At 69.2% G+C, this 20,670-nt stretch carries 19 protein-coding genes; 10 read left to right on the top strand and 9 right to left on the bottom strand.

The window, feature by feature from the left end:
- The first annotated feature begins 33 nt into the window (after positions 1–33).
- The 3 genes from ybaK to ACK41C_RS03950 all read left to right on the top strand — a co-directional run bounded on the left by ybaK (position 34) and on the right by ACK41C_RS03950 (position 3,901).
- Positions 34–504 (top strand): Cys-tRNA(Pro) deacylase, encoded by a 471-nt coding sequence (ybaK, locus tag ACK41C_RS03960; RefSeq protein ID WP_409650710.1) that lies wholly within the window; start codon positions 34–36, stop codon positions 502–504.
- Positions 505–632: 128 nt separating this feature from the next.
- Entirely contained in the window at positions 633–1,223 is a 591-nt protein-coding gene (locus ACK41C_RS03955) for a TetR/AcrR family transcriptional regulator (RefSeq protein ID WP_409650708.1), read from the top strand.
- A 134-nt stretch (positions 1,224–1,357) separates the two neighbouring features.
- Entirely contained in the window at positions 1,358–3,901 is a 2,544-nt protein-coding gene (locus ACK41C_RS03950) for a TonB-dependent receptor (RefSeq protein ID WP_409650706.1), read from the top strand.
- Positions 3,902–3,958: 57 nt separating this feature from the next.
- Here the strand turns inward: ACK41C_RS03950 and ACK41C_RS03945 are convergent, their stop codons facing one another.
- Genes ACK41C_RS03945 through ACK41C_RS03935 form a run of 3 tightly spaced genes read right to left on the bottom strand, consistent with a single transcriptional unit; the run spans position 3,959 to position 5,054 of the window.
- Positions 3,959–4,333: a hypothetical protein gene (locus ACK41C_RS03945; RefSeq protein ID WP_409650704.1), complete on the bottom strand. Its 375-nt coding sequence runs from the start codon at positions 4,331–4,333 to the stop codon at positions 3,959–3,961.
- Positions 4,334–4,345: 12 nt separating this feature from the next.
- A complete protein-coding gene (locus tag ACK41C_RS03940; RefSeq protein ID WP_409650703.1) occupies positions 4,346–4,810 on the bottom strand; it encodes a Dps family protein in 465 nt (154 codons plus the stop codon).
- A gap of 22 nt (positions 4,811–4,832) precedes the next feature.
- Positions 4,833–5,054 (bottom strand): DUF2061 domain-containing protein, encoded by a 222-nt coding sequence (locus ACK41C_RS03935; protein WP_409650701.1) that lies wholly within the window; start codon positions 5,052–5,054, stop codon positions 4,833–4,835.
- Between the two features lie 184 nt (positions 5,055–5,238).
- Between ACK41C_RS03935 and ACK41C_RS03930 the strand changes: the two genes are divergently transcribed.
- Together ACK41C_RS03930 and ACK41C_RS03925 are read left to right on the top strand one after the other, a co-directional pair.
- On the top strand, positions 5,239–6,504 hold the full coding sequence (locus tag ACK41C_RS03930) for an LLM class flavin-dependent oxidoreductase (RefSeq protein ID WP_409650699.1): 1,266 nt from the start codon (positions 5,239–5,241) through the stop codon (positions 6,502–6,504).
- Positions 6,505–6,517: 13 nt separating this feature from the next.
- The gene (locus ACK41C_RS03925) at positions 6,518–7,294 is read left to right on the top strand and encodes an alpha/beta fold hydrolase (protein WP_409650697.1); all 777 of its coding nucleotides are present in this window, start codon (positions 6,518–6,520) and stop codon (positions 7,292–7,294) included.
- Positions 7,295–7,306: 12 nt separating this feature from the next.
- Here ACK41C_RS03925 and ACK41C_RS03920 read toward each other — a convergent pair whose 3' ends face one another.
- On the bottom strand, positions 7,307–8,065 hold the full coding sequence (locus tag ACK41C_RS03920; protein ID WP_409650695.1) for a metallophosphoesterase: 759 nt from the start codon (positions 8,063–8,065) through the stop codon (positions 7,307–7,309).
- Complete coding sequence (locus ACK41C_RS03915; RefSeq protein ID WP_409650693.1) at positions 8,049–8,837, bottom strand: hypothetical protein; 789 nt, start codon at positions 8,835–8,837, stop codon at positions 8,049–8,051. Before ACK41C_RS03915 ends, ACK41C_RS03920 begins: the two co-directional genes overlap by 17 nt.
- A 62-nt stretch (positions 8,838–8,899) precedes the next feature.
- Here ACK41C_RS03915 and ACK41C_RS03910 point away from each other — a divergent pair, with 62 nt between their 5' ends.
- Both ACK41C_RS03910 and ACK41C_RS03905 read left to right on the top strand, forming a co-directional pair.
- Positions 8,900–9,172 carry a hypothetical protein gene (locus ACK41C_RS03910; RefSeq protein ID WP_409650691.1) on the top strand — a complete coding sequence of 91 codons (273 nt, stop codon included), beginning with the start codon at positions 8,900–8,902 and terminating at the stop codon, positions 9,170–9,172.
- Between the two features lie 60 nt (positions 9,173–9,232).
- Entirely contained in the window at positions 9,233–10,624 is a 1,392-nt protein-coding gene (locus ACK41C_RS03905) for an amidase family protein (protein WP_409650689.1), read from the top strand.
- A 53-nt stretch (positions 10,625–10,677) separates the two neighbouring features.
- Here ACK41C_RS03905 and ACK41C_RS03900 read toward each other — a convergent pair whose 3' ends face one another.
- From ACK41C_RS03900 to ACK41C_RS03890, 3 genes are all read right to left on the bottom strand, one after another.
- Complete coding sequence (locus tag ACK41C_RS03900; RefSeq protein WP_409650687.1) at positions 10,678–11,037, bottom strand: nuclear transport factor 2 family protein; 360 nt, start codon at positions 11,035–11,037, stop codon at positions 10,678–10,680.
- Positions 11,038–11,173: 136 nt separating this feature from the next.
- A complete protein-coding gene (locus ACK41C_RS03895) occupies positions 11,174–12,379 on the bottom strand; it encodes an acetyl-CoA C-acyltransferase (protein ID WP_409650685.1) in 1,206 nt (401 codons plus the stop codon).
- 107 nt (positions 12,380–12,486) lie between these two features.
- Positions 12,487–14,568 carry a 3-hydroxyacyl-CoA dehydrogenase NAD-binding domain-containing protein gene (locus tag ACK41C_RS03890; RefSeq protein WP_409650683.1) on the bottom strand — a complete coding sequence of 694 codons (2,082 nt, stop codon included), beginning with the start codon at positions 14,566–14,568 and terminating at the stop codon, positions 12,487–12,489.
- 131 nt (positions 14,569–14,699) lie between these two features.
- Between ACK41C_RS03890 and ACK41C_RS03885 the strand changes: the two genes are divergently transcribed.
- The gene (locus ACK41C_RS03885; RefSeq protein ID WP_409650681.1) at positions 14,700–15,476 is read left to right on the top strand and encodes an SDR family oxidoreductase; all 777 of its coding nucleotides are present in this window, start codon (positions 14,700–14,702) and stop codon (positions 15,474–15,476) included.
- A gap of 4 nt (positions 15,477–15,480) precedes the next feature.
- Positions 15,481–16,284: a class I SAM-dependent methyltransferase gene (locus tag ACK41C_RS03880; protein WP_409650679.1), complete on the top strand. Its 804-nt coding sequence runs from the start codon at positions 15,481–15,483 to the stop codon at positions 16,282–16,284.
- Positions 16,285–16,287: 3 nt separating this feature from the next.
- Here the strand turns inward: ACK41C_RS03880 and ACK41C_RS03875 are convergent, their stop codons facing one another.
- Positions 16,288–17,472, bottom strand: coding sequence for an MFS transporter (locus tag ACK41C_RS03875; RefSeq protein ID WP_409650677.1), 1,185 nt, complete (start codon positions 17,470–17,472; stop codon positions 16,288–16,290).
- A gap of 148 nt (positions 17,473–17,620) precedes the next feature.
- On the opposite strand from ACK41C_RS03875, the gene ACK41C_RS03870 reads away from it, so the two are divergent.
- Positions 17,621–20,662: a YdbH domain-containing protein gene (locus ACK41C_RS03870; protein WP_409650675.1), complete on the top strand. Its 3,042-nt coding sequence runs from the start codon at positions 17,621–17,623 to the stop codon at positions 20,660–20,662.
- The last annotated feature ends 8 nt before the right edge of the window (positions 20,663–20,670 follow it).

The raw sequence follows: 20,670 nt of genomic DNA, 5'->3' as shown, positions 1-20,670 counted from the left end.
GCCGAGTTTCCGCACCCACGCTAAAGCCCGGCCATGGCCAGGACCACGCCCGCGACGCTCGCCCTCGACAAGGCGGGCTTCGCCTATGCGCTGCACAGCTACGACTACGATCCCGACGCCCCGCGCGTGGGGCTGCAGGCGGCCGAGAGCCTGGGCGTTCCGGCCGAGCGTGTGCTGAAGACCCTGATGGCCCAGGTGGACGGCAAGGCGGTCTGCGCCGTCCTCGCCTCCGACAGGGAGGTGGCCATGAAGAAGCTCGCCGCCGCCATGGGCGGAAAGTCGGCCCAGATGATGAAACCCGCCGACGCCGAACGCATCACCGGCTATCGCGTCGGCGGCGTCAGCCCGTTCGGGCAGAAGCGGCGCAGCCCGGTGGTGGTCGACCGCGCCGCGCTCGCCCACGCCAGGGTCTTCGTCAACGGCGGCCAGCGGGGCCTGCAGATGGAGCTCTCGCCTGCGGACCTGGTCGCCGCGCTCGAGGCCAGGGTCGCCGAGCTCGCCTGAGGGGCCATTGACCGGCGGGCGGGAACGGGCATTAACTTACCGCTGATAACAAGGCTGCGCCGCAGGGCTGTGCGGCGGGCCGATCGCAGGTGCGGATTGGATATCGGACCACGCCAGGAACGCGCGTCGTGAGCCCGGCTACGCTGGCCCGCCGACGCAGCTACCACGTCGGCAATGTGCGCGGCCAGTTGCTGGCCGCTGCCCGGGAGATCCTGGAGACCCAAGGCAAGGACGCGCTTTCGCTGCGGGCCATCGCCGAGCGGGCGGGCGTGGCGCCGGGGACCGTCTATTATCATTATGTCGACAAGGGCGCCTTGCTCGGGGCGCTCGCCGTCGACGGTTTCCGGCAACTGGCCGAGGCCATGCGCCAAGCCTACGCCGTGAAGGGCGGAGAGGGGGGGCTGCGATCCACCGGCGCGGCCTATCTCGACTTCCTGCGCGAGAAACCGGCCCTCTACCAGCTGATGTACGAAGCTCGCGACGCCGGCCGTCGCCCCGAGGTGGCCGAGGCCGAAGCCGAGGCCCTGGCGGTTTCCCGCGCCGCCATCATGGCCGACTACGCCGACATCTTCCCGGTGGAGATGGCGCGCCAGGCGGCGGACGCCATCTGGGCCTGGGGCCGAGGCATCGCCGCCATCCGGTTCGCCGGCGGCGAGGGCTGCGAGGCGGCGGTGGAATCGGCCGTCCGCGGGCTGGAAGCGCTCATCACCCGTAGGTGAAAGGACACACCTGTCGCGGGAAAGCGTCGCCTTGGCGCTTTTCCCTCTATTCGAACGCCGTTCGAGACCCCCAGCCTTGTCCACAAGCACACGCGACGGGCGGCTAAACGCCCGCGTCTGGCTGGGAGGTAAACATGATCGACACCCTGCGTCTGCGCAGTCTCTTCGTCACGGGCGCGTCCTTGGCCGCCTTGTCGGCCGCCGCCTCGCCCGCCTGGGCGCAGGAGGCCTTCACCATCGAGGAACTGGTCGTCACGGCCGAGAAGCGGGAGCAGAGCCTGCAGGACGTGCCTGTGGCCGTCACCGCCTACACCTCCGAGCGCCGCGACGTGCTGGGCGTCGCCACGGTGGAGGATCTGGCCCGGGTGACGCCGTCGATCGCTTACACCAACAACGACCGCCTCTCGATTCGCGGCTTCGGGCGCCTGACCAACGCCATCGGCACCGATCCCTCGGTGGCGCTCTATTCCGACGGCATCTTCTCCAATTCGATGGCCGATTCCTCGACCCCGTCGCTGTTCATCGAGCGGACTGAAGTCCTGCGCGGGCCGCAGGGCACCCTCTATGGCCGCAATTCCATCGGGGGCGCGCTCAACATCATCTCCAAGCGGCCCTCGGACGTCTTCAGCGGCGAAGTGCGCGCGACCGTCGGCAATTACGGAACCTGGCAGACCGACGCCCTGGTCACGGGGCCGGTGACCGATGGCTTGCGCTTCCTCGTCGGCGCCTCGGTGCAGCGCCGCGAAGAGGGCTTCATCGAGAACATCGGGCCGGCCGGCGACACCAGTGCGGTCAAGCGCTGGATGTTCGAGGCCCAGGTCGAGGCCGACCTTGGGGAGAACATCGTCGCTCGCCTGCGCTATACCAAGTTCGACTGGGACGACAGCTATGGGGTCGGCAACGTCCATGAGGCGGTCACCACGCCCTACGACACCGCCTCGATCACCGGCCTCGGCAACGCCGCCCTCTATTACAACCCGACCTTCGGCTACACCGGCGTCAATCCGGCCACGCGCGACCCCTTCAAGATCGACACCAACCAGACAAACGAAGGCAAGCTCAGCGACCACCATCGCCTCCACTTCGACCTGACCTGGGATCTCGGCTGGGCCACGCTGAAGTATCTCGGCGGCATCCAGTCCTACGTCTACAACACCAACGGCGACGAGGACCGCTCCTCGCGCACCGGCCTCATCAATATTCCGGCGGCCACGCCGTTCGGCGCCTACACGGCCACCAACGTTTCGCCGGACCAGCGCTTCTTCTATCAGGAGAAGCAGAAGTGGTGGTCGAACGAAATCAACCTGTCGTCCAACAGCGACGGCCCGCTGAACTGGATCGTCGGCGTCTACCAGTATCACCAGGAATATTCGCAGCCTCAGGGCCTGCGGGTGCTGGGCGATGCGGCGGTGCGGAACCCGCTCAGCCTGGCCACCGGCGGCCCGGCCCCGGCGAACCCGGACGGCAACTACCTGTTCGTCGACGGCAGCCTGGAGGTCGACTCCTTCGCCGTGTTCGGCCAGCTCGACTACGAGTTCGCCGAGAACTGGACGGTCACCGCCGGCCTGCGGTGGACCAAGGACGAGAAGAGCGGCACCGACTTCGCCCGCTACGTCTCGCGGACCAACACCACCACGACCCTGCTGCAGCAGTTCGTCGGCCTTCCCGGGGCCGTCGCCCAGGGCATCGCGCTCGACTTCACCACCTTCGTGGTCTGCGGCGGCGCGAACCTGGCCGCCTGCCACGCCAACCCGGTCTACGCCAATCTGCGCGAAGTCCCGACTGGCGGGCTGATCCGCGACCTTTCGGCCGATTACGACGCCTGGACCGGCACCCTGGGCGTCCAGTGGCAGCCGGACGGCGACACCAACATCTACGCCCGCTACAGCCGCGGCTATAAGTCGGGCGGGTGGCTGGCCTCCAACGGCCTGACGCCGACGCCCTACGCCGACCCGGAATATGTCGACAACTACGAACTCGGCTTCAAGAAGACCTGGGGCGGCCGCTTCCAGCTGAACACCGCCTTGTTCTACGCCGACTATCAGGGCTTCCAGGCGCCGCTCAGCATCATCCTCAACCCGACGACGGGCTCCACCGGAACGACCTTCCTCAATCTCGAAGCCCGCAACTGGGGTCTGGAGATCGAGACCCAGTGGGCGCCGATCGACGGCCTGCAGCTCTTCGGCAGCTACGCCTATATCAACGCCGAGATCACCGAGGGCTGCTGCTACGTCGACACCAACGACCCGCGCGCCCTGCAGCCGGGCGCCCGCCCGACCGGGCCGCTGGTGGGAACGAGCCAGCCCCAGACGCTGGTCGGCAACCGCCTGCCGATGACCCCGGAGCACAAGCTCAACATCGGCGCCAACTACACCTGGGACTTCACGCCCGGCAGCCTGACACTCGGGGCCACCTACACCTATACCGACGACATGCAGACCACGATCTTCGCCTCGCCGCGACACACCGCCGAATCGAACGAGATCGTCGACCTGCGGGCGCTGTGGCGCGACGCCGATCGCCGCTACACCATCATCGGTTATGTGAAGAACGCCTTTGACGAAGTGGCCTATCAGAGCTCCACGGTCAGCTCCGCGACCGGGCTCGGCACCTTCCGCCGGACCAACAAGCTGAACTTCCCCCGCACCTACGGGATCGAGCTTCAGTACCGGTTCTGACGGCTCAAGCCTTCCAGGAATTCGGGCGCTGCGGACCTCCGCAGCGCCCTTTTTCTTTTAGGGCCAGCGGCGCGGCCGCAGGCGCACCAGCGCCTGGGGCTCCACCGGCGTCCAGCCACGCTCGGCGATCACGTCGTTGCTTTCCTTGGCCGCCCGCCCCTCCGCCAGCGACCAGGTGATGTGATAGACGCCTCCGTCGGGGCGATCCGTCGTCCCCTCGATCTCCACGACCGCGGCCTGCACACCCCCGCCGTCGTCAGCGAACCCGACGATCCGCCCTTCCGTCTCGTGGGGCAGCTGAGGCTTGGCCTCCAGGCCGAACTTGAGCGTCACGTGATCGGCGACCGTCTCCGCATAGGCGGCCGGGAACCGCTCGAGGAGCCGCGCGCGGTCCTCCCGGTCCACCTCCCAACCGATGAAGCCGCCGCTCATCGTTCGTCCCGCTCAGGCCAGGGTGGCCTGCAGCATCCAGCGGTGTTTCTCGTGGACGGTCAGCCGGTCGGTGACCAGGCCCGCCGTCACCTCGTCGCCGGCCTCCTGAGCCTGGCCCAGAACCGCATAGCCGGTGGCGATCAGGGCGTCGTGGCCGTCGATCAGGTCGCGGACCATGCCGTCGGCGTCCTTGTTGGGGTCGCCGTCCTTGATGGCCGAGAGGTTGCCGAAGGCGCCGTAGCCTTGCGGCGCCAGCTCCCCCAGCGCCCGGATGCGTTCGGCGAGCTCGTCGATGGCGGTCCACATCTCGGTGTACTGGGTCATGAACAGCCCGTGCAGCTGGGCGAAGTTCGGCCCCCGCACGTTCCAGTGATAGCCGTGGGTCTTCAGATAGACCGCATAGGTGTCGGCCAGGAGCTTGGAGAGTCCTTCGGCGGCCGCCTTCTTGGCTTTGGCGTCAAGTCCGGCTTTGGGCATGTCTGTCAGGCTCCTTGTCATGTCAGGCGGTCGCGGAACGGAGCTCGGCCGCCGGGGTTCCGTTGCCGCGTCCGATCCGTTCCCAGACCCGTTCATGCACCGCGAATGCGACGGTTTGGAAGATGGGTTCGATCAGGCCGATGGCCAAGGCCGCCCGCCAGTCCTGGGTCAGTCCATAGGCGACCGCCACCGCCACCGTCAGGTGGGTCAGGCTGTAGCTGATGGTCTTCTTCAGGGTCCGCATGATGGGTTCCGATGCGCTTTTGCGAGTGAGTTGCAACTATATACGCTGCATGAACTCTGATGGAAAGGCTCGGATCCATCAGAATTGCTGCGGAGCAGCCGTCGCTTGCTTATTGGCGCCGCCTCGCATTGGGTTATCGTCGTTCACATGACCGCCCGTCAGAGGCGGCATGGGAGGCGCGACCATGAAGTTCACCTGGTTCAACCTGATGCCCTGGCCGTATCTGCCGGACGATTTCCGGGAGAAGCACCGGTCGGTCTGGGTCGACATCGACCAGCGGCTGTTCGACCCGGCCAAGAGCCACGAGGTCTACAACACCTATATGGACCTGCTCGAATACGCCGACACCCTCGGCTTCGACGGGATCGGGGTGAACGAGCACCACCAGAACGGCTACGGCATCATGCCCAGCCCCAACATCATCGCCGCGGGCCTGGCGCGGCGGACCTCGAACGCGGCCCTGGTGGTGCTGGGCAATTCCATCGCCCTCTACAACCCGCCGATCCGGGTGGCCGAAGAGTTCGCCATGCTCGACTGCATCTCCGGCGGGCGGCTGGTGGCCGGGTTCCCGGTGGGGACCTCCATGGACACCAACTACTGCTACGGCCAGATCCCGTCGCTCACCCGCGAGAAGTACCAGGAGGCCCACGACCTGATCATCAAGGCGTGGACCACCCGCGACCCGTTCGCCTTCAACGGCCGCTACAACAAGCTGCGGCACGTGAACATCTGGCCCCGGCCCATCCAGCAGCCGCATCCGCCGGTGCATATCCCGGGCGGCGGCTCGGTTGAGACCTACGACTTCTGCATCGACAACACCTATTCGTACTCCTACCTCAGCTTCTCGGGCTATCTGCGCGCCAAGGCGCTGATGCAGGGCTACTGGGACCGGGTGGCGGCGCGAGGCGCCCCCGACGACAGCCCCTATCGCGCCGGCTTCGCCCAGACCATCTGCGTCGCCGAGACCGACGAGGAGGCCGAGCGACTCTATTCCGAGCACGTCAGCTACTTCTACAATCGCTGCCTGCACGTCTATCCGGGCTTCGCCGACGCGCCGGGCTACCGGACGATCAAGACCATCCAGACCGGGGCGCTGTCGCAATACGCGCCGCCGCGCGGCGGCTATTCCACCCTGACCTGGAAGGACCTGACCGAGCAGGGGCATGTCATCGCAGGTTCGCCTGAGACCGTCCGCCAACGGATGGAGGACATGATCAAGGGTCTGCGGGTGGGAAACATCTTCTGCCTGATGCACGTGGGGAACATGCCGGCCGAGAAGTGCATGTATTCCACGAAGCTGTTCGCCGAGAAGGTGATGCCCAAGCTGCGCAACATCTTCCCCGACTACGCCGACGACGACAGGTTCTGGGCCAAGCCGCTGGAAAAGCGCGTCACCTCCGGCTCCCTGCCGCCGGCGCCGGCCAAGGCGCCGGTCGAAGCCGCGCTTTAGGGGAGGGAGGATCATGCAGCTCAAGACCGTCCAGACCCCGCACGTCCCGGTCCGCTACATCGAGGGCGGATCGGGCCCCGACCTCGTCTTCCTGCACGGCGCGGGCGGGGTGACGGCGGAAGATCCGTTCCTGAACGCGCTCGCCCAGCGTCACCACGTCTATGCGCCGCTGATCCCGGGCTATGGCGATTCCGAAGAATGCCCGGAAATCCGCGACATGCTGGATTTCACCCTACATGGCTGGGACGTGGTCGAGGCGCTGGGGCTGAAGGACCCGATCCTCGTCGGCCACTCGATGGGCGGGATGATCGCCGCGGAGATGGCGGCCGTGGCCCCCAACGACGTCAGCCGCCTGGCCCTGATCTGCCCGGCGGGGCTGTGGGACGACGCACATCCGATCGCCGATCTCTTCGCCGCCATGCCCTACGAGATGCCGCAGCTCCTGTTCCACGATGCGGAGGCAGGCGCGGCCATGCTGACGGCGGGCCGGAATGTGGAGGACCCGAACTTCCTGCAGACCTATCTGGTGGCCAATGCGCGCCAGCTGGGCATGGCCGGCCGGATCCTGTTCCCGATCCCGGAGCGGGGGCTTTTGCAGCGCCTTTATCGGATCAAGGCCAGAACCGTGATCGTCTGGGGCGATTCCGACCGACTGATCCCGCCCTTCTACGCCCACGCCTTCAAGAAAGGGATCGCCGGCGCCGAGCTGGTTTCCATTCCCGAGGCGGGTCACATGGTGATCCTGGAGAAGCCGCAGGAGGTCGCCTCCGCCTTGGCGCGGCTAGGCTGACAAGCTCTCCACCTAGATTTCGACGACCCAGAATTCCCGCTCGGCCTCGCGCATCAGCAGGGGGCGGGCGACGTTGTACACCGGCGCGCCGCGCGCCGTGCGGCCGTGGATCGAGCCCCGGTGGGCATGGCCATGGAACACCGCCTTCACGCCGTCGAACCGGTCGATGGTCTCGCCCATCCGCGCCGAGCCCAAGAAGGCGAAGATCTCCGGAGGCTCGCCCAGCACCGTTTCCAGCACCGGGGAATAGTGAAGCACGACCACCGTCCGTTCGGTCTTCAGCATGCGGAGCGAGGATTCCAGCTTCAGGTTCTCGTCCACCGAAGCCTGGACGAAGTGCTTGATCTCCGGCTCCCCGAACGGGCTCAACATGTGCCGCCCGAAGCCCCCGATGAAACCCTTGGCGCCGGCGAAGCCCACACCCTCGATCTCATAGGCCGCGCCGTCCAGGATCTTCAGCCCCGCCTCATGCAGTATGCGGGCGACCTCCTGCGGCTGGCCGCATTCATAATCGTGGTTGCCCAGCACGCCCACCACCGGAATGGCGCAGGCGGCCAGATCGGCGGCCAGCACCTCCGCCTCCTTGGTCTTGCCGAAATTCGTCAGGTCGCCGCACAGCACCATCACGTCGGCCTCTCGAGAGACCCTCGCGAACAGGTCGCGGAACGGCTGGTGGTGATCCTCGCCCACGTGCAGGTCGCCGACGGCCGCCACGCGCAGCGGCTTGGGCCGCGCCTCTCCGGGTTGCGTCTCCTCAGGGGATAGGGTCATGGCGCTCCTCCAGGCCCTTGCCGACCACATCGGCGAAGCCCCACTCGGTGATGTCGATCACATAGTCCCGGGGGCTGAAGAGCCGGCCGCGGCAAACCTTCACCCGCGCCGGCGGCAACGAGACCTGGGCCGCCAGACGGCCGGTCAGCTCCTCCATCACCCAGCGCGGCACCGCGTCCCTTTCGGTGGGGTAGATGAAGCGGAAGTTCAGGAGGTGGATCAGCAAGACCTCCCAGTAGGGCTCCATGTAGCGCAGCAACCGGATCCAATCGATGGCGTCGCGCTGGCGCAGGATCACGTGCGCGACATCGGCCCCGTCGTAGCGATAGCGGTCCTGGATGAACATCTTCGACCAGACGAGTTCGGTCGGCGGCGTGATCTTGGCCTCCACGCCATAGACCTCGATCTTCTCGTCGCCGGTGAACCAGTCGTCGGTCACCGGCATGGTGGCGTTCGACATGTTGAAGATCACGTCGAAGAACAGCTTGTCCTGCCGGACCTTGGCGATCCAGCGTTCGTCCTCCACCTCCGTGGCGTAGCCGCGCGCCTGGAAGTAGGCGAGGATCTTCGGATAGTCTCCGGCCTTGCAGAAGACGTCGAGATCCTTGGTCGGGCGCACGATGCCGGTATAGGCGCTGACGGCGTACGTGCCCGAAAGCAGGAACGGAATCTGCGACTCCGCCAGCAGCCCCAGGCAAGTGGCGAAGAAGGCCTCGGCCTCCGGAGGCGGCTCGAAGACGGCCGGCATGATGGGCAGGTTGGCCGAGGTCATGAGGCTCCTTCTCGGGCGGCGCGGCGCGATGCAAACGGCGCCGGCCAGGGGCGGTTCCGACAGTGGAACGCAAGCCCGGGGCGGCCGTTTCGCAGGCCGCCATGTTCGATGCGGAACGCAGTTTCACACCGGTCTTCCGCGGAGCCCTGATCGCCGCGGCCCTGGGGGTGTTCGCAGGCTCCGCGGTTCGCGCGACGCCGGCCGAGGGCGGGGTTCCTGCAGCGCCGCAGCTCATCTGCCTGACCGAGCCCCAGCTCGCGCACCTGGAATCCCTCACAGCCGGATGGCCCGCCCGCCTGGCGGAGGTGCGGCTGCGCGACCTGCCCCGCGGCTGAATGCCTGGACAGGCGAGCTTGCCCGCCCCACCCTGGTCGCAAGACCGAGGGAGACCGCCAATGTCCGAAGTGCTCGCCCAGGATCTGGCCTGGGCCTCAGCCGGCGAACTCGCCGCCGCCTTGGCCGCCGGCCGCGCCAGCGCCGTGGAACTGGCCGAGGCCGCCATCGCCCGGATCGAGGCCCGTGACGGGCCGCTGAACGCCGTCGTCGTCCGCGATTTCGACCGTGCGCGCCAGGCCGCTCGCGAGGCCGACGTGGCCCTGGCCCGGGGCGCGCGCGCGCCGTTGCTCGGCGTGCCCATGACGGTGAAGGAGGCGCACAATGTGGCGGGCCTGCCGACCACCTGGGGCTTTTCCGAAGCCGCGGGCTGGATCGCGCCGGCCGATTCCATCGGGGTAGCCCGGCTGAAGGCCGCCGGCGCCGTCATCCTCGGCAAGACCAACGTGCCGGTCAGCCTGGCCGACTGGCAGAGCGTCAATCCCGTCTACGGCCGCACCAACAATCCCTGGGCCCTCGAACGCACCAGCGGCGGCTCCTCCGGCGGCTCGGCGGCGGCGCTCGCCGCCGGCATGGTTCCGCTGGAGTTCGGCTCCGACATCGGCGGTTCGATTCGCGTGCCGGCCGCCTTCTGCGGCGTCTACGGGCACAAGCCGAGCTACGGCGTCGTGCCCGGCCGCGGCCACTCTCCGCCGGGCATCGACGGCCTGGATGTTCCGCTCGGGGTGATCGGGCCCATGGCGCGGACGGCGGCCGATCTCGACCTGGCGCTTTCGGTGCTGGCCGGCCCTGCGGAGGAGGAGGCCGCCGGCTACCGCCTCGACCTGCCGGCCCCACGGCGCGCCAGGCTCGCCGATCATCGGATCCTCGTCCTCGACAATCATCCCCTGGCCGTGGTCTCGGCCGAGGTGCGGGACGCCTTGAACGACCTGGCCGGTCGGCTGGAGCGGCTGGGGACGCAGGTGGCGCGGCGCAGCACCCTGCTTCCCGATCTCGCCCGCTCGCACGAAGTCTATATGGGCCTGCTCACCGCGATCATGAGCCGGGGCGGGCCGGCGCCGCCGGACCTGATCTCCGCCCACGGCTGGATGGATCTGCTCGACGCCCAGCTGGCGATCCGCCGCCAGTGGGCGGCGCTGTTCGAGGCCTTCGACCTGGTGCTGGCGCCGGCCTACGGCACGGTGGCCTTCCGGCATCTAGAGGAACCCGACCCCGCCAAGCGCCTGCACCGGATCAATGGTGAGGACACCCCCTATTTCGGCCAGCTCGCCTGGCCGGGCATGGCCACTCTCGCCAACCTGCCGGCCACCGCCGCGCCTGTCGGCCTTGATCGTGAAGGCCTGCCGATCGGGATTCAGATCATCGGCCCCTACCTGCACGACCGGGCGACGATCGCCTTTGCGAGGCTGCTGGAGCAGGAGTTCGGCGGTTTCCGCCCGCCCTCGGGGTATTGAAAGAAAAAGGGGCGGAACGGGGCGGGGAGGAGCCTTCCGTTCCGCCCTGCCCGTCAGCCCGGGACCCGGTCAAGGAAGCCGATCACCGACTTCAGCCGGCCGTCTTCCACGCGCACGACGTCGGTCCCGACCACCGGCGGCTCGACGCCTTCGGGCCCCAGGCCCCAGGTGAAGCGCACGTGGTCTCCATGGCCGTCAGCCTCGCCCTGCAAGGCGAAGCGGAATCCCGGAAACTTCTGCTGCACGCCTGAGATCAGGGCGTCCACGCCCTCGTGCCCGGCCACCGAGGCGAGCGGATCCACATAGGTCGCATCGGCCGTCCATGTGTCGGCGATCAGCGCCCGGCGCTTGGTGGGGTCGGTCTCATTCCAGGCGGCGATGTAGGTCTGGGCGATCTCGGCGGGGGCGATCATGGGGAGGTCTCCTTGGCTTGTGACGCCCTCAGACTGATCCCGTCGCCCCAGCCCTGCGATTACGCTCCGGGTAAGCGGGCGCACGAAAAAGGGCCGCCCTTGCGGACGGCCCTTCGGTCTTGAACATGTCCGAGGCTTAGAAGATCTCGAACAGGCCGGCTGCGCCCATGCCGCCGCCGACGCACATGGTGACCACGCCGTACTTGGCGCCGCGGCGCTTGCCCTCGTGCAGCACGTGGCCGGTGCAGCGGGCGCCGGTCATGCCGTAGGGGTGGCCGATGGAGATCGAGCCGCCGGAGACGTTCAGCTTCTCGTCCGGGATGCCCAGCTTGTCGCGGCAGTAGAGCACCTGGCTGGCGAAGGCCTCGTTCAGCTCCCACAGGTCGATGTCGTCGATGGTGAGGCCGTTGCGCTCCAGGAGCTTCGGAATGGCGAAGACCGGGCCGATGCCCATCTCCTCCGGGCCGCAGCCAGCCACGGCCATGCCGCGATAGGCGCCGAGCGGCGTCAGGCCCCGGCGTTCGGCTTCCTTGCGCTCCATCAGCACCACCGCGGCCGAACCGTCCGACAGTTGGCTGGCGTTGCCGGCGGTGACGAACTTGCCTTCCGGCACATAGCGGCCGCCCTTGAACACCGGGTTCAGCTTCTGCAGGTCGGCGAGCGTGGTCTGCGGCCGGTTGCCCTCGTCGAGGCTCAGAGTGATCTCCTTGTCGGCGGTCTCGCCCGTCTCCTTGTTGACCAGCACCTTCATCACCGTGGTGATCGGGGCGATTTCGGCGGTGAAGCGCCCTTCGCTCTGAGCCTGGGCCGTGCGCTGCTGGGATTGCAGAGCGTATTCGTCCTGGGCCTCGCGGGAGACGCCGTAGCGCTCGGCGACGATCTCGGCGGTCTCGATCATCGAGGTGGCCAGTTCCGGCACGTGGTCGCGCAGCCACGGGTCGGTGGCCATGAAGCGGTTCATCTTGTCGTTCTGGACGAGGCTGATGCTCTCCACCCCGCCGCCGACGGCGATGGGGGCGCCGTCGTTGATGATGTACTTGGCGGCCGTGGCGATCGCCATCAGGCCCGACGAGCACTGGCGGTCCAGGGTCATGCCCGAGACGGTGTTCGGCAGGCCGGCGCGCAGGGCGGCCTGGCGGGCGATGTTGTTGCCGGTGGTGCCCTGCTCCAGCGCGCAGCCCATCACCACGTCGTCCACCTCGGCCGGGTCGATCCCGGCCCGCTCGACGGCCGCGGCGATGGAGTGGGCGGCGAGCGTCGCGCCATAGGTGTTGTTGAAGGCCCCGCGATAGGCCTTGCCGATCGGCGTGCGGGCGGTGGAGACGATGACGGCTTCACGCATGAGGACGTTTTCCTGTCGTTCTGGGGAGGAAGAGCCGGCTGACCCAAGGTGAGCCTCCGGCCGAAAGAAACCCGCCCGATCGGTGGGACCGGGCGGGTCGAAGCGGATCAGAGGTCGGCGAACTTCTTGCCTTCGGCGACCGCCTTTTCGAGCAGGGGCGCCGGCTTGAAGGCGTCGCCCATCTTGGCCTGGAACTCCTTCATCTTCTCCAGGACCTTGGCGGGCCCGATCTGGTCGCCGTAATGCATCGGGCCGCCGCGATAGACGGGCCAGCCGTAGCCGTTCTGCCAGACCACATCGATGTCCGAGGCGCGGATGGCCTTGCCTTCCTCGAGGATCTTCACGCCCTCGTTGATCATCGGATAGATGCAGCGCTCCAGGATCTCCTGGTCGTCGATCTTCCGCGGATTGGCGCCCGATTTCTTGATGAAGTCGTTGATGATCTGCTCGGTCACCGGCGACGGCTTGGCGGTGCGGTTCTCGTCGTAGTCGTAATAGCCCGCGCCGGTCTTCTGGCCGCGGCGGTCCATCTCGCAGAGCACGTCGCGGATGCTCTCGCCCTTGGACTTCTCCTTGACCCATCCGATGTCGAGCCCGGCCAGGTCGCTCATGGCGAAGGGACCCATGGGGAAGCCGAAGTCGTAGAGCACGCGGTCGACGTCCCAGGGCATGGCGCCCTCCAGCACCAGCTTCTGAGCCTCGCGCTGGCGCTGGCCAAGGATGCGGTTGCCGACGAAGCCGGGGCAGACGCCCACCAGCACCGCCACCTTGCCGATCTGCTTGGCCAGCTTCATCGAGGTGGCGATCACCTCCTTGGAGGTCTTGTCGGCGCGCACGATCTCCAGGAGGCGCATCACGTTGGCCGGCGAGAAGAAGTGCAGGCCGATCACGTATTCCGGACGCTTGGTGACCGAGGCGATCTCGTCGATGTCCAGGCCCGAGGTGTTGGTGGCCAGAATCGCGCCGGGTTTGCAGATGGCGTCGAGCTTGGTGAAGATGTCCTTCTTGATGTCCATCCGCTCGAACACCGCCTCGATGACGAGGTCGACGTCGCCGAGCGCCTCGAGCTCCATGGCCCCTTGGATCAGGTTCATGCGGGCGTCCACCTGATCCATGGTCAGGCCGCCGCGGGAGGCGGTCCGCTCATAGTTCTTGCGGATGGTGCCAAGGCCCCGCTCCAGAGCCTCCTGCTTGATCTCGACGATGGTCACCGGGATGCCGGCGTTGGCGAAGTTCATGGCGATGCCGCCGCCCATGGTGCCAGCGCCGATGATGCCGACCTTCATGATCGGGATCGTCGGGGTGTCGTCCGGCACGTCCGGGATCTTCTGCGCCGTGCGCTCGGCGAAGAAGGAATAGCGCTGGGCGGCCGATTCCGGGCTCATCATCAGCTCGCCGAACAGCTTGCGCTCGACGGCCAGGCCTTCCTCGAAGGTGGCCGAGTTCACCGCCGCCTCGACGCACTTGATGTTGGCTTCCGGCGCCTTGAAGCCGCGGAACTTGCGGGCGTTGGCCTTGCGGAAGTTCTCGAAGATCTCTGGCTTGCCCTTGGCGGCTTCCAGCTTGGCGTTGTTGTCGCGCACCCGGACCAGGGGCTTGCCCTCGGCGACGGCCTTGCGGGCGAAGGCGACGGCGCCTTCACGCAGCTTGCCTTCTTCGACCAGCTCGTCGACCAGCCCCATTTCCAGGGCTTCCTTGGCTGGGGCGTGACGGCCGGAGGTCATCATCTCCAGGGCCTTCTCGACGCCGGCTACGCGGGGCAGGCGCTGGGTGCCGCCGGCGCCCGGCAGCAGGCCGAGGTTCACTTCCGGCAGGCCGAAGCGGGCGGAGGGGACGGCCACGCGATAGTGGGCGACCAAGGCCACTTCCAGACCGCCGCCCAGGGCCGTGCCATGGATCGCGGCGATCACCGGCTTGGGCGCGTTCTCCATCATCTCCTGGACGTCGAACAGCGAGGGGCCGGCCATGGCCCCGCCGAACTCGGTGATGTCGGCGCCGGCGATGAAGGTGCGGCCGTCGCAGATCAGCACGATGGCCTTGGCCTGGTCGTTGGCGATCGCCTGCTTGAAGCCCTCGTGCAGGCCTTCGCGGACCTTGGCCGACAGCGCGTTCACCGGCGGGGAGTTGAGGGTGATGACGGCGACGTCCCCGTCCAGGGTGAGGTCGGTCACCGCATTGATCTCGGCCATGGCAGTTCCTCGCAAGTTAAAGGTCGGCGGCTTCTGAAATCGCTTGTCCGCCCCGGATTCAAACGGTTGTTTATAGGCCGCGCCTGGCCCGCGCGAGTCAAATTCGGCGGCTGATGGAAGGGGAAGACGACATGGGTTCGGATCTGTTCTCGCTGGAGGGCCGCGTGGCTCTCGTCACCGGCGGCTCGCGCGGCATCGGCAAGATGATCGCCAAGGGCTTCATCGATCAGGGGGCGAAGGTCTACATCTCCTCGCGCAAGCCCGCCGCCTGCGACGAGACCGCCGCGGAGCTGGGGGAGAACTGCATTTCCATGCCCCAGGACGTCTCGACGGTGGAGGGCTGCCAGGCCCTGGCCCGGCGGCTCACCGAGGCCGAGCCGAAGCTGGACATCCTGGTGAACAACGCCGGCGCCGCCTGGGGCGCGGCCTTCGACGAGTTCCCGGAGAGCGGCTGGGACAAGGTGCTGAACCTGAACCTGAAGTCGCCCTTCTTCCTGACCCAGGCCCTGCATGGCGCCCTGAAGGCCGCCGCCAGCCGGGAGCGCCCGGCCAAGGTGATCAACATCTGCTCGATCGACGGCATCCGCCTCAATCCGCAGGAGACCTATTCCTACCACGCTTCCAAGGCCGGCCTGATCTACCTGACCCGGCGCGTGGCGGCCGAGCTGATCAAGGACGCCATCAACGTCACCGGCATCGCGCCCGGCGCCTTCGCCTCGGAGATGAACCGCGTGGCCCGCGACCAGGGCGACGAGATCGCCAAGCGCATTCCGTCTCGCCGGATCGGCCGTGACGAGGACATGGCCGCCTGCGCCATCTATCTGGCCAGCCGCGCCGGGGACTATGTGGTGGGCGAGACCATCGCCGTGGACGGCGGCGTGGCGCTCGCCTCCACCGGCGTCCTGTGAGGCGGTGAGCCCCGCCGATCGGGCGCGGCTCGAAGTCCAAGGGCCGCTCGAGCTGCAGCTTCAGCCGCTCGGCCGGCGGGCGCTGGACGCCCTGGCGCCGCAGCCGGGCGAGCGGGTGATCGACGTCGGCTGCGGGGCGGGCTCGACGGTGGCGGCCCTGGCCCGCGCCGTCGCGCCGGGCGGGGCGGTGCTGGGGGTCGACATCTCCGAAGCCATGCTGGGCGCCGCCGCCTCGGCGACGGCGGGCCTGGAAGCCGTGCGTCTGGTCTGCGCCGACGCCCAGGCCTACGCCTTCCAGCCCGGGGCGTTCGACGCGGTGTTCTCCCGCTTCGGCGTCATGTTCTTCGCCGATCCGGCGGCGGCGTTCGGCAATCTTAGGCGGGCGCTGAGGCCCGGCGGGCGCCTCGCCTTCGTCTGCTGGCGCTCTCTGGCGGAGAACGACCTCGACATCGTGCCGTTGCGCGCCGCGGCGCACCTGCTTCCGCCGCTCGAGGCCGAGGAACCGGACGCGCCGGGGCCCTTCGCCTTCGCGGACGAGGCTCGGGTGCGCCGTGTCCTGGCGGCGGCGGGGTTCGAGCGGATCGACATCGCGGCCCACGATGAGCGGGTGGGGAGCGGCGATCTGGAGGCGATGCTCTCGGTCTGCTTGCGGGTCGGGGGCCTGGGCAAGATCCTGCGCGAAGCGCCACACCTGCGCGAGGCGGCCGCGCCGCCGGTGCGGGCGGCGCTGGCCGCCCATGACGGGCCGGGCGGGGTGAAGCTGAAGGCCGCCGTCTGGATCGTCACCGCCCGCGCGCCGGGCGGTTGATCCTTACGCCTGCGCCGTCCGCGGCTGGCCGCGCATGACCGAAAGGATGATGAGCGCGGCGGCGGCCAGGAACGGCAGGACGGCGAGGTTGAGCCCGCGCCAGCCGAAGGCCTCGTTGAGCGCCCCGGCGGAGAAGGAGCCGGCCGCCACCACGCCGACGATGACGAAGTCGTTGAAGCCCTGGACCTTGGCCCGCTCGGCGGGCGTGTAGGTTTCGGTCAGCAGGGTGCTGCCGCCCACGAACAGGAAGTTCCAGCCCACGCCCAGCAGGATCAGCGCCGAGAGGTAATGGAGGAGGGCCACCCCGCTGACGGCGATCATCACGTGCGCCGTCAGCGCCGCGACGCCGGCGAGCATCAGGGGCGTCACCCCGAACCGCTTGATCAGCCAGCCGGTGAAGAAGGAGGGCGCGAACATGCCCAGCACATGCCACTGGATGACTGTGGCCGCGTCGCCGACATGGTGGTCGTGCGCCACCATGGAGATCGGGGTGGCGGTCATCACGGTGACCATCACCACATAGCCGATGGCCGCGCCGCCTACGGCGGCCAGGAACCGCGGCTGGCGGGCGATGACGGTGAGCGGCCGGGCGGCGGGGCCGTCCTGGGCCTGGCCGCCCCCGCCCGGGAGGGGCGTGGCCGCCAGCACGGCCGAGGCCGTCAGGCTGAGCCCTAGGATGACCAGGAACGAGCCGGCATAGGCCGCCTGCGGAACCAGGTCGCGGGTGAGCGCGCCCAGATGCGGGCCGGCCAGCGCCGCCACCACCCCGCCAGCCAGGACATAGGAGATGGCGCGGCTGCGGAAGGCCTCGCTCGCCGCCTCCGCCGCGGCGAAGCGGTAGAACTGCGCAAAGCCCTGATACGCGCCGACCAGGGCCGTGCCGAGGCAGAGCAAGGGAAAGCTGCCGATGGTCATGGCGTAGGCCGCCGTCGCCCCGCCAGCCATGCCGAACAGCGTCCCCAGCAGGAAGCCCGGCTTGCGGCCCATCCGCCCCATCAGCAGCGAGGCTGGGATCGTCGCCGTCGCGGTGCCGAGCGCGACCGTGGCGATGGGCAGCGTCGCCAGCACCTTGGTCGGCGCCAGCAACAGCCCGGCCAGCCCGCCCACCGTCATGAGCAGCACGACGCCGGTCTGGAACAGGGCCTGGGCCGTGGCGAGAGACAGCACCACGCGGCGTTCGTGGGTCATGGGGGGCTCCGAATCGGCAGGCGCGGGCAGGCTTCGCCGTAAGTTGGGCGTCGTGCGGCGGCGGGGCAAGGGCGGCGAAATCGGGTCGGCGGTCACGCTTTCGGCGGGTTTTGCGTTATGAGGGAGCGAGCGTGAACGGGCGTCCGGATTGAGCGAAATCGAGAAAGCAGAGCCGCAGCCGGCGAAACGCCGCAGCCGGCGGTATGTGCGCGCGGGCGTGGTGGTGATCGTCCTGGCCGCCACGGCCGGCGCGGTCGCGGCCTATCAGGCGCGCCGCACCCTGGCGCGGGACGCCCTGACCGGCTGGCTCGCCGAACGTGGAATCGAGAGCGAGATAGCCTTCGACACCTTCGATGTGGGCGATGTGCGCGGACGACTGCGGGTCGGGCCGGCGACAGATCCCGACGTGGTCGCGGAGGTGGCCGAGGTCCGCTACGCCATCGTCGGCCCTTGGGCGGGCGAAGGATTTGGCGTGCGGCCGACGGTGGTGCGGCTGCGCGGCGCGCGGCTGAAGGCGAGTTATCTGGCCGGGCGGCTGAGCCTCGGCTCCCTGGATCCGCTGGTGGAGGAGCTTCGCCGCCGGCCGCCCCGCCCCGACGCGCGCCAGCCGGTGGTGATCGTCGAAGACGGGCGCCTGGCGCTTGCCACCGACTACGGCCCCGTGGCGGCCCGCGGCGCCCTGAGGATGGAGGACGGGCGGCTCATGCGGCTGGACGCCCGCTTGGCCCCGCTGAAGCTCGACGGGCGCGGCCTCGTCGCCGAGACGGGCGAGGTGCAGGTGCTGGCCGCCACCACCGGGCGGCGGCTGGATCTGCTGGTGCGGGGGCCGGTGGCGCGGCTGAAGACCGGCGCGTTCGAGGCGCAGGGCGCCGCCCTGCAGGCCGACGCCCAGATCCCCTATCCGGATGTCGCGCGCCAGCGCGGCTCGGGCCGCGTGACGGCGCGGGCGCGGCTTTCCGGCGCGCGCCTGGCCTATGGCGAGTCTCGATTGTCGGACGCCGCCCTGCAGGCGAGCTTTGAGGGCGAGGCCGGCGGCTGGATCGACACCCTGTCCCTGACCGGTGACGCCGCCGCGGAGATCTCGGCCCGCGGCGCCCAGGCGGCTGGCGCGCGGGCCGAGGCGCTGTCCCTGCGCGCTCACGCCACCGACGTGAAGTGGTCGCGCACGCGCGGCGACGTGGCCGCGGCCCACCTTTGGGTGGATGGCCGGACCGGCGGCTTGCGCACCGGCGAGGTGCGGCTCGCCTCGACCGAGCTGCGGGCCCAGGGCCCGGCGGCCTGGCGAGAGGGCCGCCCCAGCCTGGCCCTGCGCGGCCGGGCGGCCGGGCGCGGGGGCTGGACGGGGCTGGGCGCGCCGGCCCGAGGCGACTCCGCCGAGACGGCGGCCCTCAAGCGTGCGGTGCAGGACTTCGCCTTCGAGGCGTCGGCGCTGCGCTTTTCACTCGCCCGCGGCTCGGTGACGGCGGCCCTGGACGCCCCAATCCGCCTGCGAACCGATAGCGGCGGCGACGCGGTCCTCTCGCCAGTGGCCGGCCGGCCGCTTTACCGCGACGGAATGGGCGCTCTCGCCTTCACCGCTCGCGGCGGCGGTCTCCCCAGCCTGGACGTGGCGGTCGACCGCTACAGCCTTGCTGATGGCGCGCTTTCGGCCGGCCTGGCGCTGAAGGCGGAGGGCGCCTTCGGCCCGATCGTCGGCGGCGCGCTGGATACCGCCGGCGAGTTGCGGGTTCGCGACGGGGCGGCGCGCTTCTCCGCTGCGCGCTGCAGCCCCGTCCGCGTAGGACGGCTGGAGCTTGGCGAGAACGACGTCGAGGCGGTGGCGGGCGAGATCTGCCCCGGGTCGGCGCCGCTGTTCACTTGGGCCGACGGCGGCTGGCGGGTGCGCGGGACTGCGCGCGGGCTTTCCGCGGAAGTCCCGTTCCTGGAGGCTCGCGTCGAACAGGCGGCGGGGCCGGTGGCGTTCGGCGCGCGCGGCGAGGACCTTTCGGTGGACGCCGAGATCCGCAGCGCCCGGCTCGAGGACATGGCCGCCGAGACGCGTTTCCATCCGGTGAGCACCCAGGGCTCGGCGACGCTGGTCGGCGGGCGCTGGCGTGCGGACTTCTCCGTCGCCGACCTGGCAGGCCGGCGGCTGGGCGCCGCGCAGCTGTCCCATGAACCCAACGGCCGCGGCCGGATGGACTTCGACACCGGCGAACTGATCCTGGCCGAAGGCGGCCTGCAGCCGGCCGAGCTTTCCCCCCTGGCCGAACCGATCGCCTCCCCCGCCGAGGGCCGTCTGCGCTTCGTCGGCGAGGTCGCCTGGTCGCCCGAAAGCGTGGAGAGCGGCGGGGTGCTCGACATCGATCGGCTCGACTTCGTCAGCCCCGCCGGGCCCGTGGAGGGTCTGACGGGCGAGATCGTCTTCACCAGCCTCTCGCCGCTGACCGCCGCGCCGGGCCAGGTGCTGCGCGCGGCGCGGATCGAGACCGCCACGGTGCTGACCGGCTCCCAGGTGACCTTCGGCCTGTCGGAAGGCGCCTTGCAGGTCGAGGGCGGCCGCTTCGAACTGGGCGAGGGCGTGGTGACGCTGGAGCCGTTCTCCATCCCCTTCGGCCCCCGTCCCAGCTGGAGCGGGGTGGTCAACGTCCAGGGCGTGCAGGTGCGCGACCTGGTGGAGGCCTCGCCGTTTGGCGACCGCATGGATCTGGAGGCGCGGCTGACCGGCCGCATCCCCTATCGCGTCACGCCGGAGGGCCTGAGAGTCTCGGGCGGGCGGCTCTATGCGGTGGAGCCGGGGCGGCTGTCGATCCGGCGCGAGGCCCTGACCGGCGTCTCGGCGGAGGGTGCGGCGAGCGCCCCGGGCGCGCCGGCCGAACCGGACCTGCCGCCCAACACCTTCACCGAATTCGCCTACCAGGCCATGGAGCACCTGTCCTTCGACCGGCTGGAGGCCGACATCAACAGCCTCGAAGGCGGGCGGCTGGGCGTGCTGTTCCGCATCCAGGGCGAACACCGGCCGCCGCAACGCCAGCAGATCCGCCTGAGCCTGATGGAGGTGATCCGGCGGACCTATCTGGAGAAGGTGCTGCCCCTGCCGTCGGGCACCAAGGTGGACCTGACCCTCGACACCAGCGTCAACTTCGACGAGTTGCTGCGCGATTTCGCCGAATTCCAGTCGCTTCGCGGTTCACAAGCCGTTCAGCCGTGACCATAGAG

Source organism: Phenylobacterium sp. (genome assembly GCF_046290725.1).
Taxonomy (GTDB): domain Bacteria; phylum Pseudomonadota; class Alphaproteobacteria; order Caulobacterales; family Caulobacteraceae; genus Phenylobacterium.
This window is presented reverse-complemented; position numbering and strand designations above follow the sequence as displayed.